We start from the raw sequence: 21938 nt of genomic DNA on the forward strand, positions 1-21938 counted from the left end.
TGATCGATCCGAACGCGAGCCCTGCAATAATTCAGGTTGTTATTCCGCCGCGCGCACCCAATTTTTCGGCTCGAAGAGATTATCATGGATATAGTAATCTTTTTTCGGATCGAGCAAAAATTCATATGCGTTGGTTCCCGAAATCTGCATCCCCGACATAGCGATATACAGCGGTTCTTTTTTTGCATCCGTCGTAATCGGATTTCCGGTAAACGGGTTGACGGGATTAGCGATGAGGTTATCCAGTGCGAGAAACGGGACATCGGCGGTCGACATAAAAGTATTGTCGGTTTTTATTTCGCCCGACGCATTAAAATCTTTAACCATGAGAAACGCGTTGAACTGATCCTGCTGAAACGGCAAATTATTATGCGTTACGACGTTTGTCTCCGGTCCATGATCGGAGACGAGGATGATGCGCGTATTGTCATAGACACCGTTGTCTTTCATGTATTGAAACCAATCCGCCAGTCGCATTATCGTAGCGATATTTATGGAATACACAACTGTACGCGCATATTTCCCATTGCCGAATTTCGTAACAGTGAGAACGGGACGGTAATCAGGTGCCTGCAGCATTGAACCTTCATGTGTCGTATTGTTGTCCATGATGAGCGCGTTATCGCTTGCGTCGCCGACAATTGAAACGAGACGCGGCAGATAATCGAGAACGGCATACCCGTCGAGCGTTTTTCTCAGCGATTTGGTATTGGTAAGCGCGCACCACGAACCGTTGTTATAGATCGCTTCGCGTAAAAAAAGCGGGGATGTTTTTAAAAGCGAATACCACAGCATATTTCGTTTTATCACATCGCTTGCATCGGGAAGGTGCAGGTCGTGTTCTTTGCACCACAGGTCGGTGTAGTGTCCGTCGGTAACGTAAGTTTTGATGTTGGGATAAGGATCGAAGATACTCATATCCGGGATCCAATTACCGTTCGCATAGGGCAAATCGGATGCCGTAACGTGAAAGCCGTGTGCATCGAAAATGCACGGCAGCATCATAAGCGCTTCATTACGTTTTTGCAGCAGCGTAATTTCCTTTCGTGCGTTGATTGCGGTAGGCGTCGCTTCATAACCGCCGAAAATGGGAGGCGAGCCGAGCGACGTATAGCCGTTGAATGTTACCGTATTGGGATAGAATGTAAAACCCGAATACTGTGTTTTCAATTCCGGATGATCTTCAAAAATATACGGGACGAGAACGCTGACAGCTCTGTCGAGCATAAGCACGACGACGTTTTTTCCTTTTTGCGAGAGAGAAAAGATCGGCTCGACCGTTGTTGCTCCTCCCGCCTGATCTTTATCTCTATATGAAGCAAGCGTTTTGAATTCCGAAACGATACGTATCGTATTGATGAAAGACAAAGTACATATCGAAACGGAAGCGAGAGCGGCAAGTGTCGTAACGATTTTCGATTTGCGGAATTTCAACAGGATGAACGCTGCGGCGACTGCAAGCGCCGAAACGGATATGTTTACGGCAGATTGAACGATTGTGTGTTTGACGTCTTGGGCAAATATGAACGCCGTTGAAATGAAGCCGTATGAGCCGGGAAAAATAAACGCATTTACGAGCGCGCTTACTGCAGCGCATACGAAAATACATGCGAATACGCGTTTTATTTTATCCGAAAATAAAAAATACAAACAGATCGGCCAAAAGAGGCAAAAGCCGATGACTTGCGTTAACGTATTGCCGATAAAAAACAGCGGAGACGAATATTGGTCTATGTACGAAAATTCTTGAGGAGAAGATACGATTAAATTTGTCGGTAATAGCAAACCCGCAACGACGGTTAAAAGAACGGCCGACGAGATAAACAACGCGAAAGCTTCTTTTTTTGAAATAAAACCGCTCAAATCGATTTTTATGCGTTTTGCAAAAAATGTGTACGCGCAAAGAGAAGCGGCACAGATTAAAAGAACAGCCGAAACCGCTATGCGCAGATTTAGAGAGCCTCTGTGGTTGTAATTGATAAAGCCTGCAATACACAGTAGAAAAAATGCCAATAGGTATAAAAATATGTGCATCTTATACGGACTTTTTATTTTATAATAAATATTTTTTAAAAGCGAAAATATGTTATTTAAAGTCCAGTAGAGTACGAGACCGGAGGGAGAATTATACAGCAAAATGAGAAATAAAAATGCCATGCCGTACAGCTGCAGTTTTTCCTTAAACGGAAATCCCTTGGTATACACCGCACCGGCGATGCAGTTTATGAGCGTCATCGCTATGGGAAGCAGGTTTATACCCCCCCCCCCGAATTTCAGAAGTGCATCGGGAGCACCCATATCTTTTATGAACAGGAATGATGTACCTTGCAACAATTCGAGATGCGAAAGATACGAATATGCCGCGATAAAAAAGGGAACTTGAATTAAAAGGCCGAACGAAGAGCGGAGCGCCATGATAGGATGATAGCGATGCTGCCGGTAATACACCGACAATATCATATACTGTTCGTCGCCTTTAAATGTCGTTTTGATACGCTCGATGCCGGCTTTCAGATTTTTTTGCGTCTGCCGCTCGAGTTCTTGCCACTTTTCTGCAACTGCGTAAAGCGGCAGACAGAGCAGTGTCACCGCAGCGCTTATACACATGACGGAAAAGCCGGGATTTTTAAATATCAATTGTACAAACACAAAAATAAACTCTATGATTTGTATAAGCGGATAAATAATAATGTTAAAGAGGATCGAACCCATACGCGTATTATATTTTTTATGGAATATTTTATCAATATGATTGCAAAATGATTGCAAAAAAGTTTTTATCGATTCAACTGTTACGTATTGTGCAGATTACGTATTTTTGCTACAGTAGCACAACGGATTGTAATACATGCGTAGAATAACTGCTAAACTGATTATCGCCCATCTTTTATGTATTTTTGCAATACTGACATTATTTGCGCTCCGCTGGTCGCGGATCCAGTATCCGATGGATAACGCTTATGCGGTATTTTTTGTCCTCGGCGCAAATACGAAAGGAGCCGATTCGGGAACGTTTTTATCGTTTTTTAAAAACATCATCGTACCGGCGGGAATTATATATGCGCTCGTTTTGCTCGGCAACTTCGCCCTTGCAAAATCGTATAAAAAAGCGACGGGGAAAAAATTCCGTTCGGTTTTGGCGGATGCGGACAAGTGTTTTGTCTTCGGCATTTCGTATACGGTTTTTGCCGTTGTCATAACGCTCGTCGTGCTTCGCGCATGGAAATATCCCGCGATTTTATACGAAGTGCGGAAAACTCCGACGCATTCCGATTTTTACGATAAACACTATGTCGATCCCGCAGCGACCCGCATCGCGTTCCCTGAAAAAAAACGGAACTTAGTCGTCATCTTTATGGAGTCGGTCGAGTCGTCCTTTGCATCGATCGAAGAGGGCGGCCTCTTTCGCGAAAATCTCATACCGGGCATCACGTCTTTGGCGAAAGCGAACGTCAATTTCAGTCAAAACGAAAAACTCGGCGGCGGGGAAAACCTTGCCGGAACTTCGTGGACGGCCGCAGGCCTCATTTCGAAGTTCAGCGGCTTACCGTATTTTGCTCCCTTTGCAAAAACCGAAGACGGAAAACTCAGCTGTCTTCAAGGCGCCGTCGCGCTCACCGATATTTTACGCGAAAACGGCTACCGCTGCCGATTTGCGTTCGGGAGCGACAAGCAATTTGAAAACCGCGATATATTTCTCGAAAATCACGGTGTCGAAATACACGACATCCATTGGTATAAGAGGCAGGGTTTGATTCCGATGAACTATCAAGTGTTTTGGGGATTCGAGGATCAAAAGCTCTATCCGCTCGTACGCCGCGAGCTTGAAGAATTGGGAAAGGGTGATGAACCGTTTTTTTTCGGTATGCTCACCGTCGACACGCATTTCCCCGACGGCTACAAGTGTCCGCTGTGTCCCGACATCGATAAGCGCCAAGTTATGAACGTCATCCGCTGCGCCGACAAGCAGGTGAGTTCTCTCATCGACTGGATGAAAGATGAGCCGTGGTGGGACAATACGACCGTCGTCATTATGGGCGATCACAATTTTCTTACCGCTCCGCACAACAATTTTATTGCCGCCGAAAGTCCCGTCCGAACTGCGAATACCGAGCGCCGATGGCTCGACCTTATCGTCAATTCGGCTTTGGCTCCTTCGCAATCCGTACAAAAGAACAGGCACTTTGCGCCCTACGATATGTTTCCGACGATGCTCGAAAGCATCGGCTGTACGATCGAAGGCCGTGCTCTCGGATTCGGCCGCTCGCTCTATTCGGGAGAGAAAACGCTCGTGGAAGAGTTCGGCGCTGAAAAAATAAACGCCGAACTTATGAAGAGAACGGAACAGTACGAAGCGCTGAAAAAGGGCCGTTGATTTTTAAGAGGCTGTCTCGAAAAAGTAAGCGACTTTTGAGACAGCCCCGAATGCATTTTCAGCCTTTTCTCGATTCGTAAACTTCGGCTCCTCCGATAAAGTATTTCGACAGAGCTCCGAAAAGTATGAACATCGGAATCGACGCGAGCAGCGCGCACGCCATCATAGCGCCCTCATCGGTTTGTTTTTCTTCACTGAATTTCGTAATGTACAGCGGAATCGTTTTCATCTTTTCGCTCTGTGCGACGAGGAGCGGCCACAAAAGATTATCCCACTGATTTCTGAACGAAAGGATACCGAGCGTGGCTATGACCGGCCCGCAGTTCGGCAAAACGATGCGGCTGTAGATATTGAATTCGTTATAGCCGTCGACGCGAGCCGCATCGAGGTATTCGGTCGGGAACGTCAAAAGGTATTGACGCATTTGAAAGACGCCGAAAGCCGATACGAGAAAGGGGATGATGAGGCCGCGGTACGTGTTTATCATGTGCATGCTCGTTGCGACCATGTACAGCGGAATCATAATCGCTTCGAACGGAATCATCATCGTCGCCATGATCGACATAAAGATGAGATTTCGCGATTTGAACTTGAACTTCGCAAGTCCGTAACCGCAAAGAGAAGCGAGTAAAACCGTCGTCGCAGCGCAGGTTACGGCAACGATGAGCGAGTTTAAAATGTTGCGCATATATATCGGGTTTTGATTGTTTCCGAAAATCGCTTTAACAAAATTCGTTAAAAACGTTCTGTCTTCGGTCGTGAAATACGCGCGGGAAGGAATCCAGCGGAACGGCATTGCGAGAATTTGACGCGCATCCATAAACGACGCGACGAACATAAAAACGATGGGTGTTATCGTAAAAAAGAATACGATAAAGAGCGCTATCCACGCGACGATCTCTCCGATACCGATTCTTCCGACATATTTATTTGTATTCATACCGACTCCAATAAAATTCTTTTATTAATATTCCACGTCGTCTGTTTTCGACAGCGTAAACTGCAGATACGTGAACAGCAGCATTATCAAAAACAATATGATCGACATGGCGCTCGCCCTGCCGAGCTGACCGTTTCTGATGCCGGTAAAGTATATATTCATCGTGATGACGTCGATCGGATGACGCGCCGCGCCTCCCTGTGCGAACATATACTGCGTACTGAACGTTTTCAAACACTGGAGCATCGCCATGATGGACACGAGCACGATTGTCGGTTTTAAAAGCGGAAGCGTTATATGAAAAAAAGCGTGCCACTTGTTCGAGCCGTCTACCGTCGCAGCTTCGTAAATCGAAGGCGGAATCGAAGCGAGGCCTGTGATAAAGAGGATGACGAAATAACCGATGTATTTCCAAAAGTATACGATCATCGTTGAAATCTGCAGCATCGTATTGTCGGTGAGCCAATGGTAATCTTTTCCTGACGTAAATAAAATCGTATTCGACAGCTGATTGAACAGTCCGCGCGGATCGAAAAGGATCATCCAAATTGCAGCCGCGACGACGGACGAGAGAACTGCGGGCATATAAAACGAAATTTGGAAAAAGCCTTTTTGAGACGGGCGACGCAGCTGCATGAGCAAAACCGCAAGGATGAGAGCGAGGATGACCATCGGAACAAAGGTACCGAACGTAAACATGATCGTCGCGCGCATGGAGTTTAAAAGCGAAAAGCCGCCGTTGTCGCGTGTAAAGAGATATACGTAATTGTGTAAACCGACAAATTTCGATGTCCTGGAAATTGCCTGCTTGTTCGTCAAGCTCGTAAAAAATGCATTGATGATCGGATAAAAACTGAACACGGCAAAGAAAACGAGGCTCGGCAGGGTAAAAATAAATCCCCAGCGCGCCTGCTGCTTTTCAATGCTGTAATGTTTAGCGGTTTTAGCCATTTTTAATTCCTCCATAAAAACTTTTTTAGAACGTTTCGATATCCGTAAAAGAAAACGACGTCTCTCCGGTACAGTACATTATTGTATGATGATGTTCCCGTTTTCGTCAATCGCATATCGGGCAAACGTGAGATTCGCTTTTTCAGCGATCTCTTTACACGCTTTCCTCGACGTGATCATATCTTCCGGCTTGTGGCAGTCGGCTGCGGTGACGACGGGTACGTCGTATTCCGAAGCGAGATTCCAAAATTCCTGAAGCGGATAGCGATAGCGCTCGCCGCTCGACGATACGACTTTTTTCGCGCGAATGCCTTGTCCGTTTATCTCTATCGGCATATGTACGGATGAGGCGCAGGCGAGGATATCGCGCGAACAGGCTCTCGCTTCGTCATCCCATTCGAGGTAGGATGCGGCAAAGAGGTCGGGGTGTACCGCATATAAAAACAATCCCGACTGCATGCCTTCGATGAGCGTTTTCGTATATGCGTGTAACGCGCCTCTGTCGTTTATCAGGCATTCGGGAATCGTGATATCGCTTCCGTCCGGCGCATAATAATTGTGGACGGCGAGCAAAAGGTAGTCGAAGCCGCGTTCACCGAGCAATTCGTCGCGATAATATGAAACGTAATCTTTATGATAGTCGGTTTCAAATCCGCGAAAAAAGTGCATGCCGCGCGGAGCACGTTCGGCGGCAGCTTCGCAGTCTTTTTGGTAAGCGTCGAGTTCGGAATAAAACATTCTCGCGCTGTGCCATCTGTCGTCAGGCACGGGGCAGTGATCGCTCATGCCGAGCACTTTGATGCCGTCTTTTTCCGCTTCATCGACATAATCTTGCACTTCACCGACGGCATGTCTGCAGTATTTGCAATGTGTATGAAGATTCACTTCGTCCTGCGTAAAAACTTCCACGTTCCGCTCCGAATTCTTCGATAACAAAATCGGACGGCAAACGGTTTACCGTCCGATTTACATGATATTGAACCTTTCAAAAAAAATACGGTTATTTTTGTTCGTCGATTAAATCCTGAACCGTTTTTTTAAGCTGCTCGTATACGGTTTCCGGCGAAGCATCTCCGAGCATGACGTTTTGCAGCGCCGTTTTGAGAGCGCTTTGTATCGATGCGGATGCCGCACCGTAGTACACGATGTGCGCACGATTCAAATCGTTTGCAAACACTTCGGAGTACGGCATATCTTTAAATGTTTTGCTGTTCAAAAGCGCAAGTGTCGGCTGAACGATATTCACTTCGGACAGGTACTCTTCGCCGTGGCTGAGCATATAGGAGATGAGCTGCCACGAAGCTTCCTGCTCGGCTTTCGTCGCATCGGCGTTTACCATATAGTAATGGCCGTAGTAACATGCCGCAACGTCTTTGACGGCGTTTTGGAATTTCGGATACGGAATGATCATCCAGTCACCGCTGTCGTAAAAGTTCGGATTTTGATTTCGTATGCGCGCTTCCTGATACAATCCCGATAAACACATCGTCACATCGTTGTTGTCGGCATTAAAAAGCGAATGGGCGTTTTTATATGTCGGAGAGCCGAGATTCAAACCTTTCGGCCCCCATTGTTTTAAATACGACAGGACGGCAATCCACGCATCCTTTCCGACGATCGCTTCTTTACCGTCATCGCTGATGAGCTGTCCGCCCAGCTGTTCGGCGAGCGGAACGAGCGTTTCAAGATAATAACCGTAGCGGAAATCGAATCCTCTTCTTTTCAAGATATCGCCGTCGCGCAGAGCAAGCTTTTGAGAAATGCTCATGACGTCTTCCCATGTTTTGGGAGCGTCTTTTTCGGGATCGAAGCCCGCTTCGCGAAAAATCTTTTTGTTGAGATACACGCACCAATTCGTAAGCTCGAGGGGAAGTCCGTAGACTTGCCCGTTTACCGTAACGGGATCAAGCATATGGTCCGCATAGGCGGCTGTGACGGCATCGGCATTTTTGTAGCCTGCGGCTTTGTAATTGACGGGCGCTACGCGGCCTGCGGCGATGTACGGATATTCTTCGTTGATGATCGTATTGAACATCGTCGGACCTTTACTGGCGGCGAAAGCCGTCTGAAGCAGTTCGATAAGTTTCGAAGAGCTTTGCCGCGTTACGTTTACCGTAACATTCGGATGGGTTTCCGTAAATTCGCTTATGTATCTGTCTTCGAGTTTTTGACGGTTGGCATCTTCATGCGTCCAAAATTCGATAACGACGTTTTCCTGTTTTTTTACACATGACGGAAATAAAATAAAAGCGGCTGCAAAAACGATGCAGAGCCGGATAATTTTTTTCATGTATACATCCTCAAATAAAATAGTAATTTTTTAATATCGGAGAAATCGATCTTTACTCGGATAAAAAATAGGCTGCCCAAAAACCGAAGTTTTTAGGCAGTTTTTTTGATATTCCGAAACGACCGTATACGTGTGCGCTCTGGCGCACCAATTGCACGGCTCCTAAATCCGAAGATTTACTCGCCGTGCAATTTTAAAAGAATTTACTGTTCGATCAATTCCTGAACGGTCTTTTTAAGCTTGTCGTACGCTTCTTCGGGCGCTACGTTTTGGAGCATGACGCTTTCCACCGCTGTTCCGATTGCGCTCTGAATTGCGGTTGAATTCGCACCGTAGTACACGATGTGTCCGCGTTCGAGATCGTCCGCAAATACGTTTGAGTAGGGCATATTTTTAAACGTGTCGCTGTTTAAAAGCGCCGTCGTCGGCTGGATGATGTTGACCTCGGAAAGGTATTCTTCGCCGTGGCTGAGCATATAGGCGATAAGCTGCCACGCCGCTTCCTGCTGGGCTTTGGTCGCATCGGCGTTTACCATGTAGTAATGACCGTAATAGCATGCCGCAACGTCTTTGACGGCATTTTCGAATTTCGGATAGGGAACGACCATCCATTCACCCGAGTCATAGAATGTCGGATTGTCGTGCCGTATGCGCGCTTCCTGATACAAACCGGTCGAGCACATCGCCAGATCGTTGTTGTCGGCGTTGAATACCGAGCGGGCGGCTTTATAGGTCGGAGAGCCGAGATTCAAGCCGTTCGGGCCCCACTGCTGCATATACGTGAGAAAGGCGACCCACGCATCCTTTCCGACGATCGCTTCTTTTCCGTCATCGCTGATGAGCTGTCCGCCGAGCTGTTCCACCATCGGAACGTTGTTTTCGAGATAATATTTGTAGCGGAAGTCGTAGCCGCGCCGCGTGATGATATCTCCGTTTCGGGTGACGATCTTTTTGGAAATTTTTACCATGTCTTCCCACGTTTTCGGATAATCGGTTTCGGGATCGAGACCTGCGGAGCGGAACACTTTTTTGTTGATAAAGATGCACCAGTTCGTAAGCTCGAGCGGAAGACCGTATACTTTACCGTCTACCGTAACGGGATCAAGCATTTTCGGCGCATACGCGTTGATGACGTCCGAAGCGTCTTTATAGCCTGCGGCTTTGTAGTTCATCGCAGCGACGCGGCCGGCCGTGATATAAGGATATTCGTCGTTTATGGAAAGGTTGAACATCGTCGGACCGCTTCCGGCGGCAAAAGCCGTTTGAACGAGCTCGATGAGTTTTGCGGCACCCTGCCGCGTTACGTTGACCGTGACGTTCGGGTGAGCGGCCGTAAATTCCTGAATGTAGCGGTCTTCAAGTTTTTGGCGGTTTGCGTCCTCGTGCGTCCAAAACTCAATGGTGACGGCTTCGGGCTTTTTGGTACACGACGTCGCCATGATCGCTGCGGCGGCAAGTGCGCACAGCATCATCATTTTCTTCATGTTTTTTCCTCCGTTTTTTGGAAAATCTATATCCGTATAAGTATACTACAAGAGCGCAAAACGTGCAATAAAAAATTAAAAGCTTTCGAATCTTTCGCTTTTTATAAAGTGCTCAAGACTCAGCCGCCATGAAGGTATTTTGATGCCGAGCGCCGTTTCGATTTTTGTGCAGTCGAGGACGGAATAAGCCGGGCGCACGGCTTTCGTTGCGTATTCGCCGGACGAACACGGCCGTACGCTGCAATCTCTTGTAATTCTGCCGTATTTTTTTCCGAAGTCGTAGATCGCTTCGGCGAAATCGAAGCGCGTCGCTTCCCCCGAATTCGAAAAATGATAGATGCCGTAGGGAGCTGCGCTTTTTTTCCCGAAGAGGCTCGTCGCGCCCGCTTCTTTTTTTATTAATTTTATGACGGCGGATACGAGATCTCCGCAAAAGGTCGGAGAGCCCCTTTGATCGTTTACGACGTTGACCGATTCTCTCTCGTTCATCGCGCGCGTCATCGTATATACGAAATTGGGACAGCCGAAACCGTAGAGCCACGAAGTTCGGATGATGTAATACTGCGTCATTGCCTGAGCGATGAGGTCTTCGCTTTCGGCTTTCGTTTTTCCGTATGTGTTTATCGGAGATTTCGGTACGTCTTCCGTATACGGAGTGCAGACGTTTCCGTCGAATACGTAATCGGTCGAAATGTGGACGAGCTTTGCACTGCGGGCTCTCGCCGTGCGCGCGGCGTTGAGGGCACCCGTACAGTTCGTACGGTATGCTTTTTCCGCTTCATCTTCGGCTTTGTCGACCGCCGTGTAAGCCGCGCAGTTGATAATCCAATCGATTTTATTGTCTTTTTTTACATCGCGCGACGCATAAAAAGACGCGCTTTCGGTTTTATTGATAAATGTTTCGATTTTTTCGGCATCGGCTATATCGACTTCGCTTCCCGTACCGACGAACGGAATCTTTTTTTCCGAAAGCCGATATGCGAATTCGCGTCCGAGCATTCCCGTACAGCCGATGAGCCACAGCATATCGAATGACCTTTTATTAGAGTTTTTTGAAGATAAAATTGCAGAACGTTTTTATACGGTTTATAAACGACGTTTCGATACGCTTTTCGAAAAAAACAATCTTCATCGCTTTGACGCCGCCCGCACCGTATAAAATCCAATTGTCGCCGTCGCGAAAGAGCAAAATTGCGGATTTCATATTGTTCGGTTTGACGCATTTAATCTTCATATCCTGTCGAATAAGCGTATTGTCGTTTGTCGAAACGTAGTATACGCACTCTCCGTTTGCGCTTATCGATATGGATGTTTCGATGAGACCGAAAGGCTCCATCGTCAAATCGGCTTTTACTTTGCGGGTAAGGCCGTCTTCCCCGATAAAGTCGTCTTTGATCACGGCGGATGAATACAGATCGTAATACGTTTTATTGTGTTCCGAATAGTACGGGATACCGACGTAATCGGATATGTTCATGAGCGCATCTTCGAGCCGTGCGGGCAGATCTTCGTTTCCGGTATAGGGTCTGACTTGGATCACTTCGGCAAGATAGGACGGATTGAGATCGTTTATGTCGCGTATGATTTTTTGTGCGCTTTCGCTCGACGCTTCGAGACACATATTGGATGCGCGGCTGATGTTGCGCACGACGACTTTGCCGCTTTCGAGGTCGGCAAGTTCCGCTTTCGAAAGCTTGTTGTTGAACGGAAGCGCGAAAGCGGAAAACGTGCAGAGTACGGCGCAAAAAAATGAAATCGATACTGTCTTTTTCATATGAATAGTTTGCATTATACTGAGTAAACAGTCGGGCCGCAAGACAGTTACTCGAAAAACGAACTGCACAAAATTCTATGCGGCTATCGGCGGTCGAGCGGCAAAACGATATTTTTCGAGCGCGCGTAACTTTTAAGCCAGCGCTTAACCGGAACTGTCCAATCGTTTTCGTTTGCACCTTCCAAAAGCAGGCGTTCGAACATAAAGTGAATGTGGGCGCTTATTTTCTTTTTATCGGAATCGGAAAGCGTTTCGTCGTCCGCAAACAGACTGTTGATAATATCGATGCCCGTGCTTATCGTAAATCGATTTTTAAGCACATACAGCATCATATACATCGCCGCGGGAATGCAGTTTACGCTGTGCTGCTTTACATACAGCACGCTTTCGATAATGCGCCGCGCACCTTCACGCAGTTCGGCCGTATACGTTTTTCGTTCCTCTTCGGTAAAATCATCGTTTTTAAAAACGTCCGCGTAATATACGGACGAGAGAATAACGATCGCAACGTGCAGGCTCGGAACACAGAGGAGATGCGGATCGAAAGCGTGAATCATTTTGAATGCCGCGTCCGTTTTATAATCGGGACGCTTTGTCGTCGTCATACAAAAGCGGTACACTTTTGCGGCATTTGCATACGCCGTTTCGATAAGCGAAAGATATTCGATGCAGTACGGCAGTGCCTTTTTTACGCCGAGTCTGCGAAATAAAAGAGTCATCGGCCGGATCCAAAAGTTTGTAAAGTTCAAATAGATTCTCACTTTGTCGGGCGTAAAGGGAATCAGTTCGTCCAACGGGTGTGATACGTCCAAAACGGGAATTGTTTTGAAGCGCCACTTTACCGAAAACTGCAGCCAAAAAAAATCGCGCACGACGGTACGCAAAAAACGGAAAAGCACTTTTGCGCTTTTCAGCCGGAAGGGAATAATCAAATACGGAAGAAAGGCGCCGTAAGAATCGATCGGCCGCATGGCAGGCTCTTTTTTTTCGGCAGAACTTTTTGCCATGAGGGTTATTCTATCGAAAACGGAAATTCGGCACAAGGTACGGACAGACGGTTATAGAGGAAAGACGGTACCGTCGCAAAAGTCGGTTACTTTTTCCCCTTGAACACAAACTCGGAAAAGGAGTTACGCAAAATCTTATACGTGTGCTATACTGTAGGTATGATAGCGGCATATATACGGGATTCGGTTGAAAGTCCCAAAGCGGGTGTCATCCGCAAAATGTTCGAAGAAGGAGCGCTGCTCAAAAAAAAATACGGAGCCGAAAACGTCTACGATTTCAGTCTCGGAAATCCCGATTTGGATCCGCCGGACAGCGTCGTCCGAGCGATAGAGAGAATCGCTTCGGATAACTCTCACGGCGCGCACGGCTATATGCCGAACGCGGGTTATCTTTTTGCGCGCGAAGCGATGGCGAAAAAGACGGAAGCCGAACAGGGAGTGTCCGTTCCGGCAGCTTGCATCGTTATGTCGTGCGGAGCTGCGGGTGCACTCAACGTCGTCTTAAAATCGCTTTTAAATGCGGGCGACGAAGTCATCGTTCCCTCTCCGTATTTTGCCGAATACGATCACTATATTCGAAATCATGCGGGCACTATCGTACGCGTAAAAACGAAATCCGATTTTTCGCTCGACTGTAATGCGATCGTAAATGCGCTTTCCGAAAAAACCGTCGCGGTTTTAATCAATTCACCGAACAATCCGACGGGGCATATCTATTCGGCGGAAGCTATCGCGTCTCTTTCTGCCGCCCTTCGCGAACACGGAAAAAAATGCGGACGCATGCCTTACCTCATCTGCGACGAACCGTACCGCGCGATCACCTACGGCGGCAAAAAAGTTCCGCCCGTATTTCCGCTGTACGAAAACGCCGTCATCGTTACATCTTTTGCAAAAAATTTGAGTTTGCCGGGAGAGCGTATCGGATATCTCGCTGTGAATCCCGCGTGTCCGGAAGCCGATGCCTTTATCGCCGCAGCGATTTTTTCGACGCGCATTTTGGGCTACGTCAATGCACCCGCGTTTTTTCAAAAAGTTGTCGCTTCTTCGTGGAACGCTCCTTGCGATTATTCGCCGTATGAAAAACGATGCGCGCTTTTAAAAGAGATCATGGATTACGCGGGACTGGAGTATGCGAACCCCGAGGGCGCGTTTTATCTTTTTGTGAAAGTGCCCGACGCGTGGCAGGGAGACGATCTCGCGTTTACGAATCATTTGAAAAAATACAATATCCTGTGCGCGCCGGGAAGCGGTTTCGGCGGGGAGGGTTGGTTTCGGATCGCGTACTGCGTGAGCGAGCGGACGATTATCGATTCGCGCGATGCCTTTTATAAAGCGGTGCACGACCAAGCTTGAGTGCGGCGGCGTACACGATATCAGTTTTTTACGGGAGGCGATATGAAAATCCTTATGGTGACGGCCGAAGCGGTGCCCTTTGCAAAGACGGGCGGACTTGCCGATATGGTGTCCGCTTTGGCGCTGTCTCTTTCAACGCTCGGACACGATGTAAAGATCGTCATGCCGCGCTATTATAGAATCGACCGGAAAAAATTGCAGGCGATTCCCGGTCCGCTCGCCGTCGCTGCGGGAACTTCGGAATCGTGGGTCGGCGTCTATGAAAGTACCTTGCCTTCGTCAAAAGTCGCCGTCTATTTTCTCGACCACGAAGGCGCGTTCGGGCGCGACGGTGTGTACGGCACACAGGCGGAAACCGATTTTCACGACAATCCGTACCGCTTTTCGCTTTTATGCCACGGCGCTTTCCAGCTGTGCCGAAAGCTCGGATGGTGCCCCGATATCGTCCACGCGCACGATTGGTCGGCGTCCCTCGCTCCGATCATTTTAAAGCACGTTATCCGAAACGGCTTCTTCGCAAAGACGGCGAGCGTTTTGACGATTCACAATTTAGGCTATCAGGGGCAATACGCAAAAGATTGGTTTCCTTCTCTCGGCATTCATTGGGGATTGTATTACGGCGCGGGACTCGAACACAACGGCGGCATCAATCTTTTGCAGGGCGGCATATCGTGTGCCGACATGATTACGACGGTATCCCCGACTTATGCGAAAGAAATCCAAACTGCCGAAGGCGGCTTCGGTATGGACGGGCTTTTGCGCGTAAGGGGCGACGTCGTTCGCGGCATCCTAAACGGAATCGATGAAGATGTGTGGAATCCGAAAACGGATACGCTCATCCCCGTACACTACGACGAAACGTCGCTTGAAAAAAAAGCGGTATGCAAACGCGAGCTGCAAAAACGCATGAAGCTCCCTGAAGACGACGCCGTTCCCGTCATCGGTATCGTAACGCGCCTTGCCGATCAAAAAGGCATTGCCGAACTTTTTGCGCCGGCTTACGGCTGTATGTACCGCCTGTGCAGCGAAATCGACGTGCAGGTTGCGATCCTCGGAAGCGGAGAAAAGTGGTGTGAAAACGAAATACTCTCGCTTCAGTCGAAGCTTCCGAATATGCGCGCATATATCGGCTACGATGAAAGTTTGAGTCATCTTATCGAAGCGGGCAGCGATTTATTTTTGATGCCGTCAAAATACGAGCCGTGCGGATTGAATCAAATGTATTCGCTTTTGTACGGCACGCTTCCGATCGTGCGCCGTACGGGAGGGCTCGCCGACACGGTCGAACAGTACGACGAAAAGACGGGGGAGGGTACGGGCTTTATGTTCGACAACTTGACGCCTTCCGCCGTATTCGACACTTGCGGTTGGGCGGTCTACGCGTATTACAACAAAAAAGAGCACATTACCGAAATGCGAAAGCGCGGCATGAAAAAAGATTTCAGCTGGAAAAAATCGGCGAAGCAATACGTCGCCGTCTATAAAGAAGCCCTTGCGCGCGGCGCGGGAATCGGAAATTCGCGGTAGCGGCATTGCAGAAAATATCGATTTTCGAAAATGCCGCAGCAGCGCGTGTTTTAAGCTTCGATTTGTTCTTTGCACCAATCGACTACGACATCCCGGCGAGCGCCTTTTTTGTAAGCTCTTCATCGATATCAGGATAGTCAGGTGATAAGCGGTTGTCCTGTCCATTTCGACAACTCGAAGCCATTCTGCTACGGCTCGGGCAAGATTATTTTTCATACATCAATATTCCTTCCGTCGAAACTGTTTTTTCCAATGTGTGCATTCCGCGTCGTTTATTAAAATTAAAGCTGTCATTGACGATTACATCACATGGGGTCGTTCTGTAATCGCGGATAGCGCGATACGCTTTTTGAGAAAGCGAAACGGGATTTCCTTTTTCCTCATCGACAACGACATAAAAATCATAATCGCTCTTTTCGGTTTCTTCGTTGCGCGCATACGAACCGAAAAGATAGATTCGTTCGGGATCGAGGGCTTCTTTGATTTTTTCCGTTATCCGTTTAATCTCTTCCGTAATCATCGCTTTATGATACCACGAAAACGCAAGCGGCGGCAACGGTATCAGCGCCGGCTTCGCCGCATTTTGCGTTCGTCCATATAGTGTAACGCTTCATCTTCGCTCAAGCGCCGCACTTGCGTGTTCGGGAATTCGCGGTAGCGGCTTTGAGAAAAAAGAGGTTTTTTTCCGCTGCACGTTTTATCTTTGTTGTTGTGCAAATAGGTTTTCAATTCCGCTTCATCCGAAAATATCTTATAGAAAATTCTTCCCGAAGCGCTTTTGATTTCATATATGCCGCAGCTTTTTTTCATAGTGTAATCGGCCGTCCGTACATACAATTTTGCGATCGCCGCAGATTTAAACGGAAAGTTCCAGCGCTGCAATCCGTTTTTTGTGCGGTCGATGCAGATACACCGTCCGCAGGTTCCGCAGATGTATTGCGTGTGGTTTTTCAAACATTCTTCCGGATTCAAAAGCGGCGTTATCCTGTCTTCGTCGGCATAGCATTCAGTACACATACGTATCCCCCTGTAAAAGTTTTGTAATGCGATTACCCTTCCGCGGCAAGCGCATGCACTGCAATACTACGGGGAATACAACAACTGTCAAGTAAGTCGAACGGGAATGTCGAACGGGAAAATATACCGGAACATATAAAATCGATTTGAATGCGGAACGGCCGGATTTTCTTAAAACTCGTACCAGGTGCCGTCTTTAGCCAAATACCAATCGGCGAGCACTTCCGCCTTTCCCGTATTGTACCACGAAATGCTTCCGTCTCGATTCAGCACTGCGATGCGTTCTCCGTTTTGTACGGCTTTTACCGGAAGCGATGCGGAGCGATCGTAGGCGATGCTTTTTTTCCGCAAAAGATCGTACGAATACACTTTTTCGCTGCCGATATTCGTCAAAACCTGTCCGTCGTAAAAGTAGGTAAAAGCGCCCGTATCTTCGTCGTTGAGTTTTAAAAGCATCGTCGTTTTCGAAGCGGACGGCGTATACGAAAAAAGGTTCGTCGTTTTTTCATCTCCTCCCGACTGCACGGCGATACCGTACAATTCGTCGTCTGAAGCCGAAAGCGCGTAGACGATGTCGGATTCAATTTTCAACGGTACGATTTCCTTTGTGCGCATATCGATGCTGAGAAGGGCGGACGGAGGATTCGTTGCGGACGACTTTGCGATGTAGAGCGTGCCGCCTGAAATGAGCGCATCCTGCAGTCCCGCCCCTACATAGAGCTCTTCGATTTCACCCGTGTCCCTGTAATAGGCGCGGAGGACGGCATTGCTTTCCATTTCCAAAATCACATTTCCGAAGGCGCGCACGGATTGAACGGCGCTTTCGGGCGTAAAAAGCCGAGTCGTTTTATTTTCCGTAAAGTCGAAATATTCGACCGGCCGCTTCGTGCCGCGCGACCACAGGATGACGCCCCCTTCGCAGACGCTCATATTCGTGTGTGCGTCATTCGATGCACGTTTATCTACGGTGCCGGTATCGTAGGATGACGCATAGAGCGCGCCGCTCGTCAAAAAATAAAAACCGTCGTCCGCACTCGCCGCATCGGAAATTGTTTCGTAGATATCGTCGGTGAGCGGGGAAAGCGAGAGGAGCGCCGTGTCGGGTGCGGGTGTCGTTCGAAATACGTTACCGCCTGAAGAGGCGAGGGCGATTTCGTCTCCCGCTTTCGCACCCGCTCGGATCGCTTCTCCGTTCGGAAGAGATTTAAAGTTTTTCAAAATAAGGGGAGATGAAAACGTTTTGTCGCCGCGGCTTTCAAGCATCGAAAGCGAGTAGGTTCGGGATGCGGTACTTGCGATATAGTACACGTTTTTATCGTCGGCACTCGTCAGGAGCACGGGAGAACGTGCGGCGACGGAAGCGGCCGTCTTGCCCGAAAGCGCCGACACGACGTACACCGTATCGTTTTTGGTACCTGCAAAAAACATATCGCCGTCGAAGGATGCGATATCGGAAAGGTTCGATTCGCAGCTCAATCGCCGTTTGAGTTTTCCGTCGGTCATATTGTAATACGAAATAAAGCCTACAGGCGAATACGTGCACAGCGTTTTTTCCGATGCGCTTGTTACAGCATACGAAATGATTCCCGTCGAATCTTTTAAAACGTCGGCGACGCGTCCGTCGGAAGCGCGTAAAAAAATCGCCCCTTCTACGGAAGCCGTTCCGACGATGACATAGGTGCCCTTCGCCGAAAACGACAAAGACGTCACCGCATCTGCAAAGCGCCGTGCGTATTTCCGCTGCAGCGTATCGAAATCCCACAGGCTCACGCGGTTTACGAGTCCTCCGTCCGTTTCGTATGCGGCGATCGTTTTGCCGTCGGGAGAGAGGGCGCAGAGTTTTACGCTCATATCCGAAATTTGATAATGTTCGCCCTGACCGTCGTCCGTCCATTTTATTAAAAATCCGTCGTCTCCCGCCGTAAAAAATGCGCTTCCGTCGCGGGAAGCCGAAACCGCCCTGATTTCTCCTTCGTGCTTTTGATTCGAAACGTGAGACTCGGATGCGAGCGGCAGCGCACTTAAAAGGGCTGCGGCAAAAAATATCGTATGAAGTGTTTTGAAATTATTCAGCGGTGTTGATATACGAAGCGGACGGAAAATTTCGAGTTTTATTAAATTCAAAATCGAATCTTTTAATAATTTTTTCATAGCAATTACCCTAGTGCGATTGCAGCGCCGCAGTGAAGCGCCGTATATCGCTTGTTATGCCGAGCACGAAAAGAGCTGCGATGATCGCAAGCCCCGCGTACTGCGCGTAATATTGTATTTTCGGATTGATCGGACGGCGGCAAACGAATTCGACGAACGCGAAAAAAATCAAAGCGCCGTCGAGCACCGGTATCGGAAGCAGATTCATAATAAAAAGCGAAATGCTGATAAAAGCCATGAGTTCCAAAATCGCCGTAATGCCCTGTCTGAACCCCGCGCCGAATCCGTCTTCGACGGTGTTTCCGAGCATACCCGCAACACCGACGGGACCTGAAATCGCATTTTGCACGTCGGCTCCTTTGAACAAAAGCGCTATGCTTTTTACGGTAAGCGAAAGCGTTTCGCCCGTCCGTTTTGCACCTTCGCCGAGCGCTTTAAAAAACGGATACCGTTTCGCTTCGCGCATTATCGGCTCGTTCGAAAAAGGCGTGACGCCGATCTTTCCGCTCCCGGTCGATTTATCGAAATCGCTGTGCACGGTACAGGCGAGCTTTTCGCCGTTACGCAATACGACGATATGCAAATCCCTGTCGGGGTTCGATGCGACTTCCATGATGATATCGGAAAAATCTTCGACGGGTTTTCCTCCGATCGATACGATAGTGTCGCCGGTTTTCAATCCCGCTTCCCTCGCAGGCGAATGTACTTCGGGATAGGCTTCGTCCGCAAGCTTTATCTTTGCCGTATACGAATAATACGTATAGCCCGTCATCGCGATCACGGAAAAGGCGGCAAAGGCAAAGAGCGCGTTGAAAAAGGGACCTGCGAATCCGATGAGAGCGCGTCCGAGCGGGTTGATACCGTAGAGCGAATCGCGCTCAGCTTCGATGTGCGGAGAAGAGGAGTCGAGCGCTGTTCGAAAATCGCGCTCTCCTTTCATGCCGCAGTATCCGCCGAGTGGTAAAAGCGATAAACGGTAGTCGGTACCGCCGATCGTTTTATGCAATAGAGCGGGACCGAAGCCGAGCGAAAAGGATTCGACTTTTACGCCGAATAATTTCGCTGCGAGAAAGTGTCCGAGTTCGTGAAAAAAAACCAAAAAACCGAGGCAGACGATGCCGTAAATCCATTTCATATCAGAGTTTTTGCAAGAGATCTCGCTTTTGCATCCGCTTTAAAAACGTCTTCGAAGCTTTCGGGTAACATTGTCCAATCTTCGTCGAGCACGCTTCGAACGACGCGGGCGATATCGGTAAACGAAAGCTTTCCGTCGAGGAATGCGAGAGCTGCGACTTCGTCGGCTGCATTGTATGCGATCGTATAGGATGCCCCTCGTTTTGCCGCTTCGTACGCGTATGCAAGGAGCGGAAAGTCTTCGGTGCGCGGACGGAAAAACGAAAGCGTTTTATCGAAGAGGTCAAAAGTTTGAAGATAATTTTCCGCCGTTTCGGGCCACGTAAGCGCCGAAAGAATCGGGTGTTTCATGTCGGGATCGGAAAGCTGGGCGTAGAGCATGCCGTCCTTTGTGCGCACGAGCGAATGTACGATGCTTTCGGGGTGCACGACGACTTTTACGATTTCGGGCGATACGTCGAAGAGGCGGCACGCTTCGATCACTTCGAGTCCCTTGTTTGCAAGCGTCGCCGAATCGATCGTAATTTTTTTGCCCATTTTCCACGTCGGATGGGCGAGGGCGTCTTCAACCGAAACGCGAGCAAGAGCTTCTTTTGCGTATGTGCGGAAAGGACCGCCGCTTGCGGTTATGAGGATTTGGGCGATATTTTCTTTGCCGATTTTTTCGATGAGGCTGAAAATCGCAGAATGCTCCGAATCGACGGGGATGATGCGAGCGCCCGACTTTTGTGCGAGAGCTTGTATGAGATGCCACGCCATGACGACGGTCTCTTTATTTGCAAGCGCCAGATCGACTCCCGCTTCGAGCACCGCCTTCGACGGAAGGAGACCCGCGCTTCCGGCTATTCCGTTTACCGCGATGTCGGGGCGCGTTTGCCTTATGAGCCGCTCGATGCCGTGCGGATCGTCTGCCGTAAGCGTAAAATCGCAGCCGAAAGACGAAGCGAGCTTTTCGGTTTTTTCGCGGCTCGTATGAGAGGCGAGGGCGCACGCGCAAAAGAGGGCGGGCATATTTTTAATGATGTCGAGCGTATTCGTACCGATGGAGCCGGTACAGCCCAAAACGAAAACCTTTTTCATCGTAAAAAGATCGGAACTCCGTAGAGCAGGCGGAGCGAAAGATAAAACACGGGAGCCGCAAACAAAAGCGAATCGATGGAATCCAAAACGCCGCCGCGGCCGGGCATAATGCCGCCCGAATCTTTTACATTTGAGCTCCGCTTAAATACCGATTCGGCGAGGTCTCCGACGATTGCGGCGCTTGCGACGAGGACGCCGAATAAAACCGATTTCCAAAGAGAACCCGGAAATATATGCGGCAGAGCCGCCTGCGCGATGAGCGAGGCGAGGATGCAGCCGACATAGCCGCCTGCAAAACCCGCAATGCTTTTGTTCGGGCTTGCGGCGATGACGCCTCGGTTGTTTTTTCCGAGCAGCATACCGAAAAGCCAGGCGACAGAATCGCAGATAAAAGTCATCCACAAAAATGCGGCGATATAAAAACTTCCGTGCTCATAGACCGTCATCCTCGAAATAAACGTGATGAGGTAACCCGTATACAATAAAATCGATACGGAAAGAGAAACTGCGGTATTGGAATGTTCGAAGGATGTTGCCGTAAGCGCGTTGTAGGTCATGAGGATGCACGCTCCCGCAACGAATATGCCCGTTACGATGCCGAAGGGGAGCGAAAAGCATATGCAGACGTACGTCGAAACGGGAATCAAAAGGTTTAAAATCGCAACGAGGGGCTTCGGTAAAAGGGGACTGTTTTTTGAAAACATATCGTAGAGTTCCAAGCTGCCGATACACGAAAACGCGCACACGGCGATATGAAAGGGCAACCGATGAAAAAACGGAAGAAAGACAAGACCGATTATGAGCGGTATGCCGATAAAAAAAATCAAAAGCCGTTGTACGAGTTTTGGCATCGTA

The 21938-nt window shown here is 48.6% G+C and carries 18 protein-coding genes; 3 read left to right on the forward strand and 15 right to left on the reverse strand.

Annotation, left to right across the window (positions count from 1 at the left end; all coding sequences use genetic code 11):
- Nucleotides 1-39: 39 nt before the first annotated feature.
- Nucleotides 40-2712 (reverse strand): YidC/Oxa1 family membrane protein insertase, encoded by a 2673-nt coding sequence (locus tag HRI97_RS05690; protein ID WP_253727185.1) that lies wholly within the window; start codon nucleotides 2710-2712, stop codon nucleotides 40-42.
- Between the two features lie 235 nt (nucleotides 2713-2947).
- Here HRI97_RS05690 and HRI97_RS05695 point away from each other — a divergent pair, with 235 nt between their 5' ends.
- Entirely contained in the window at nucleotides 2948-4375 is a 1428-nt protein-coding gene (locus HRI97_RS05695) for an LTA synthase family protein (RefSeq protein ID WP_253727186.1), read from the forward strand.
- 58 nt (nucleotides 4376-4433) lie between these two features.
- Here the strand turns inward: HRI97_RS05695 and HRI97_RS05700 are convergent, their stop codons facing one another.
- The 8 genes from HRI97_RS05700 to HRI97_RS05735 all read right to left on the reverse strand — a co-directional run bounded on the left by HRI97_RS05700 (nucleotide 4434) and on the right by HRI97_RS05735 (nucleotide 12821).
- The gene (locus HRI97_RS05700; RefSeq protein ID WP_253727187.1) at nucleotides 4434-5315 is read right to left on the reverse strand and encodes a carbohydrate ABC transporter permease; all 882 of its coding nucleotides are present in this window, start codon (nucleotides 5313-5315) and stop codon (nucleotides 4434-4436) included.
- 24 nt (nucleotides 5316-5339) lie between these two features.
- A complete protein-coding gene (locus tag HRI97_RS05705) occupies nucleotides 5340-6266 on the reverse strand; it encodes a carbohydrate ABC transporter permease (protein WP_180486291.1) in 927 nt (308 codons plus the stop codon).
- A 78-nt stretch (nucleotides 6267-6344) separates the two neighbouring features.
- On the reverse strand, nucleotides 6345-7175 hold the full coding sequence (locus tag HRI97_RS05710) for a PHP domain-containing protein (RefSeq protein ID WP_253727188.1): 831 nt from the start codon (nucleotides 7173-7175) through the stop codon (nucleotides 6345-6347).
- 91 nt (nucleotides 7176-7266) lie between these two features.
- Nucleotides 7267-8556 (reverse strand): extracellular solute-binding protein, encoded by a 1290-nt coding sequence (locus HRI97_RS05715; RefSeq protein ID WP_253727189.1) that lies wholly within the window; start codon nucleotides 8554-8556, stop codon nucleotides 7267-7269.
- A gap of 203 nt (nucleotides 8557-8759) precedes the next feature.
- Nucleotides 8760-10040, reverse strand: a complete 1281-nt coding sequence (locus HRI97_RS05720; RefSeq protein ID WP_253727190.1) for an extracellular solute-binding protein — start codon at nucleotides 10038-10040, stop codon at nucleotides 8760-8762.
- Nucleotides 10041-10115: 75 nt separating this feature from the next.
- The gene (gene rfbD, locus HRI97_RS05725; protein WP_253727191.1) at nucleotides 10116-11066 is read right to left on the reverse strand and encodes a dTDP-4-dehydrorhamnose reductase; all 951 of its coding nucleotides are present in this window, start codon (nucleotides 11064-11066) and stop codon (nucleotides 10116-10118) included.
- Between the two features lie 16 nt (nucleotides 11067-11082).
- Nucleotides 11083-11814 carry a DUF6675 family protein gene (locus tag HRI97_RS05730; RefSeq protein WP_180486284.1) on the reverse strand — a complete coding sequence of 244 codons (732 nt, stop codon included), beginning with the start codon at nucleotides 11812-11814 and terminating at the stop codon, nucleotides 11083-11085.
- Nucleotides 11815-11897: 83 nt separating this feature from the next.
- The gene (locus tag HRI97_RS05735; protein WP_253727192.1) at nucleotides 11898-12821 is read right to left on the reverse strand and encodes a hypothetical protein; all 924 of its coding nucleotides are present in this window, start codon (nucleotides 12819-12821) and stop codon (nucleotides 11898-11900) included.
- Nucleotides 12822-12980: 159 nt separating this feature from the next.
- Between HRI97_RS05735 and HRI97_RS05740 the strand changes: the two genes are divergently transcribed.
- Together HRI97_RS05740 and glgA are read left to right on the forward strand one after the other, a co-directional pair.
- Nucleotides 12981-14174 carry a pyridoxal phosphate-dependent aminotransferase gene (locus HRI97_RS05740; protein WP_253727193.1) on the forward strand — a complete coding sequence of 398 codons (1194 nt, stop codon included), beginning with the start codon at nucleotides 12981-12983 and terminating at the stop codon, nucleotides 14172-14174.
- Nucleotides 14175-14216: 42 nt separating this feature from the next.
- Nucleotides 14217-15701 (forward strand): glycogen synthase GlgA, encoded by a 1485-nt coding sequence (gene glgA / locus HRI97_RS05745; RefSeq protein ID WP_253727194.1) that lies wholly within the window; start codon nucleotides 14217-14219, stop codon nucleotides 15699-15701.
- Nucleotides 15702-15906: 205 nt separating this feature from the next.
- Here glgA and HRI97_RS05750 read toward each other — a convergent pair whose 3' ends face one another.
- The 6 genes from HRI97_RS05750 to HRI97_RS05775 form a co-directional block, all read right to left on the reverse strand.
- Nucleotides 15907-16221, reverse strand: coding sequence for a nucleotidyltransferase domain-containing protein (locus HRI97_RS05750; protein ID WP_253727195.1), 315 nt, complete (start codon nucleotides 16219-16221; stop codon nucleotides 15907-15909).
- Between the two features lie 41 nt (nucleotides 16222-16262).
- Entirely contained in the window at nucleotides 16263-16718 is a 456-nt protein-coding gene (locus tag HRI97_RS05755) for a hypothetical protein (RefSeq protein ID WP_253727196.1), read from the reverse strand.
- Nucleotides 16719-16889: 171 nt separating this feature from the next.
- A complete protein-coding gene (locus tag HRI97_RS05760) occupies nucleotides 16890-18869 on the reverse strand; it encodes a WD40 repeat domain-containing protein (protein ID WP_253727197.1) in 1980 nt (659 codons plus the stop codon).
- Between the two features lie 10 nt (nucleotides 18870-18879).
- Entirely contained in the window at nucleotides 18880-20004 is a 1125-nt protein-coding gene (locus HRI97_RS05765; RefSeq protein WP_253727198.1) for a M50 family metallopeptidase, read from the reverse strand.
- Nucleotides 20001-21083 carry a 1-deoxy-D-xylulose-5-phosphate reductoisomerase gene (locus HRI97_RS05770; protein ID WP_253727199.1) on the reverse strand — a complete coding sequence of 361 codons (1083 nt, stop codon included), beginning with the start codon at nucleotides 21081-21083 and terminating at the stop codon, nucleotides 20001-20003. Before HRI97_RS05770 ends, HRI97_RS05765 begins: the two co-directional genes overlap by 4 nt.
- The gene (locus HRI97_RS05775; protein ID WP_253727200.1) at nucleotides 21080-21934 is read right to left on the reverse strand and encodes a phosphatidate cytidylyltransferase; all 855 of its coding nucleotides are present in this window, start codon (nucleotides 21932-21934) and stop codon (nucleotides 21080-21082) included. The genes HRI97_RS05770 and HRI97_RS05775 overlap by 4 nt, the downstream gene beginning before the upstream one ends.
- Nucleotides 21935-21938: the final 4 nt, after the last annotated feature.

Origin of the sequence: Treponema socranskii subsp. buccale (assembly GCF_024181585.1) — a bacterium.
Classification (GTDB): Bacteria; Spirochaetota; Spirochaetia; order Treponematales; family Treponemataceae; genus Treponema_D; species Treponema_D buccale.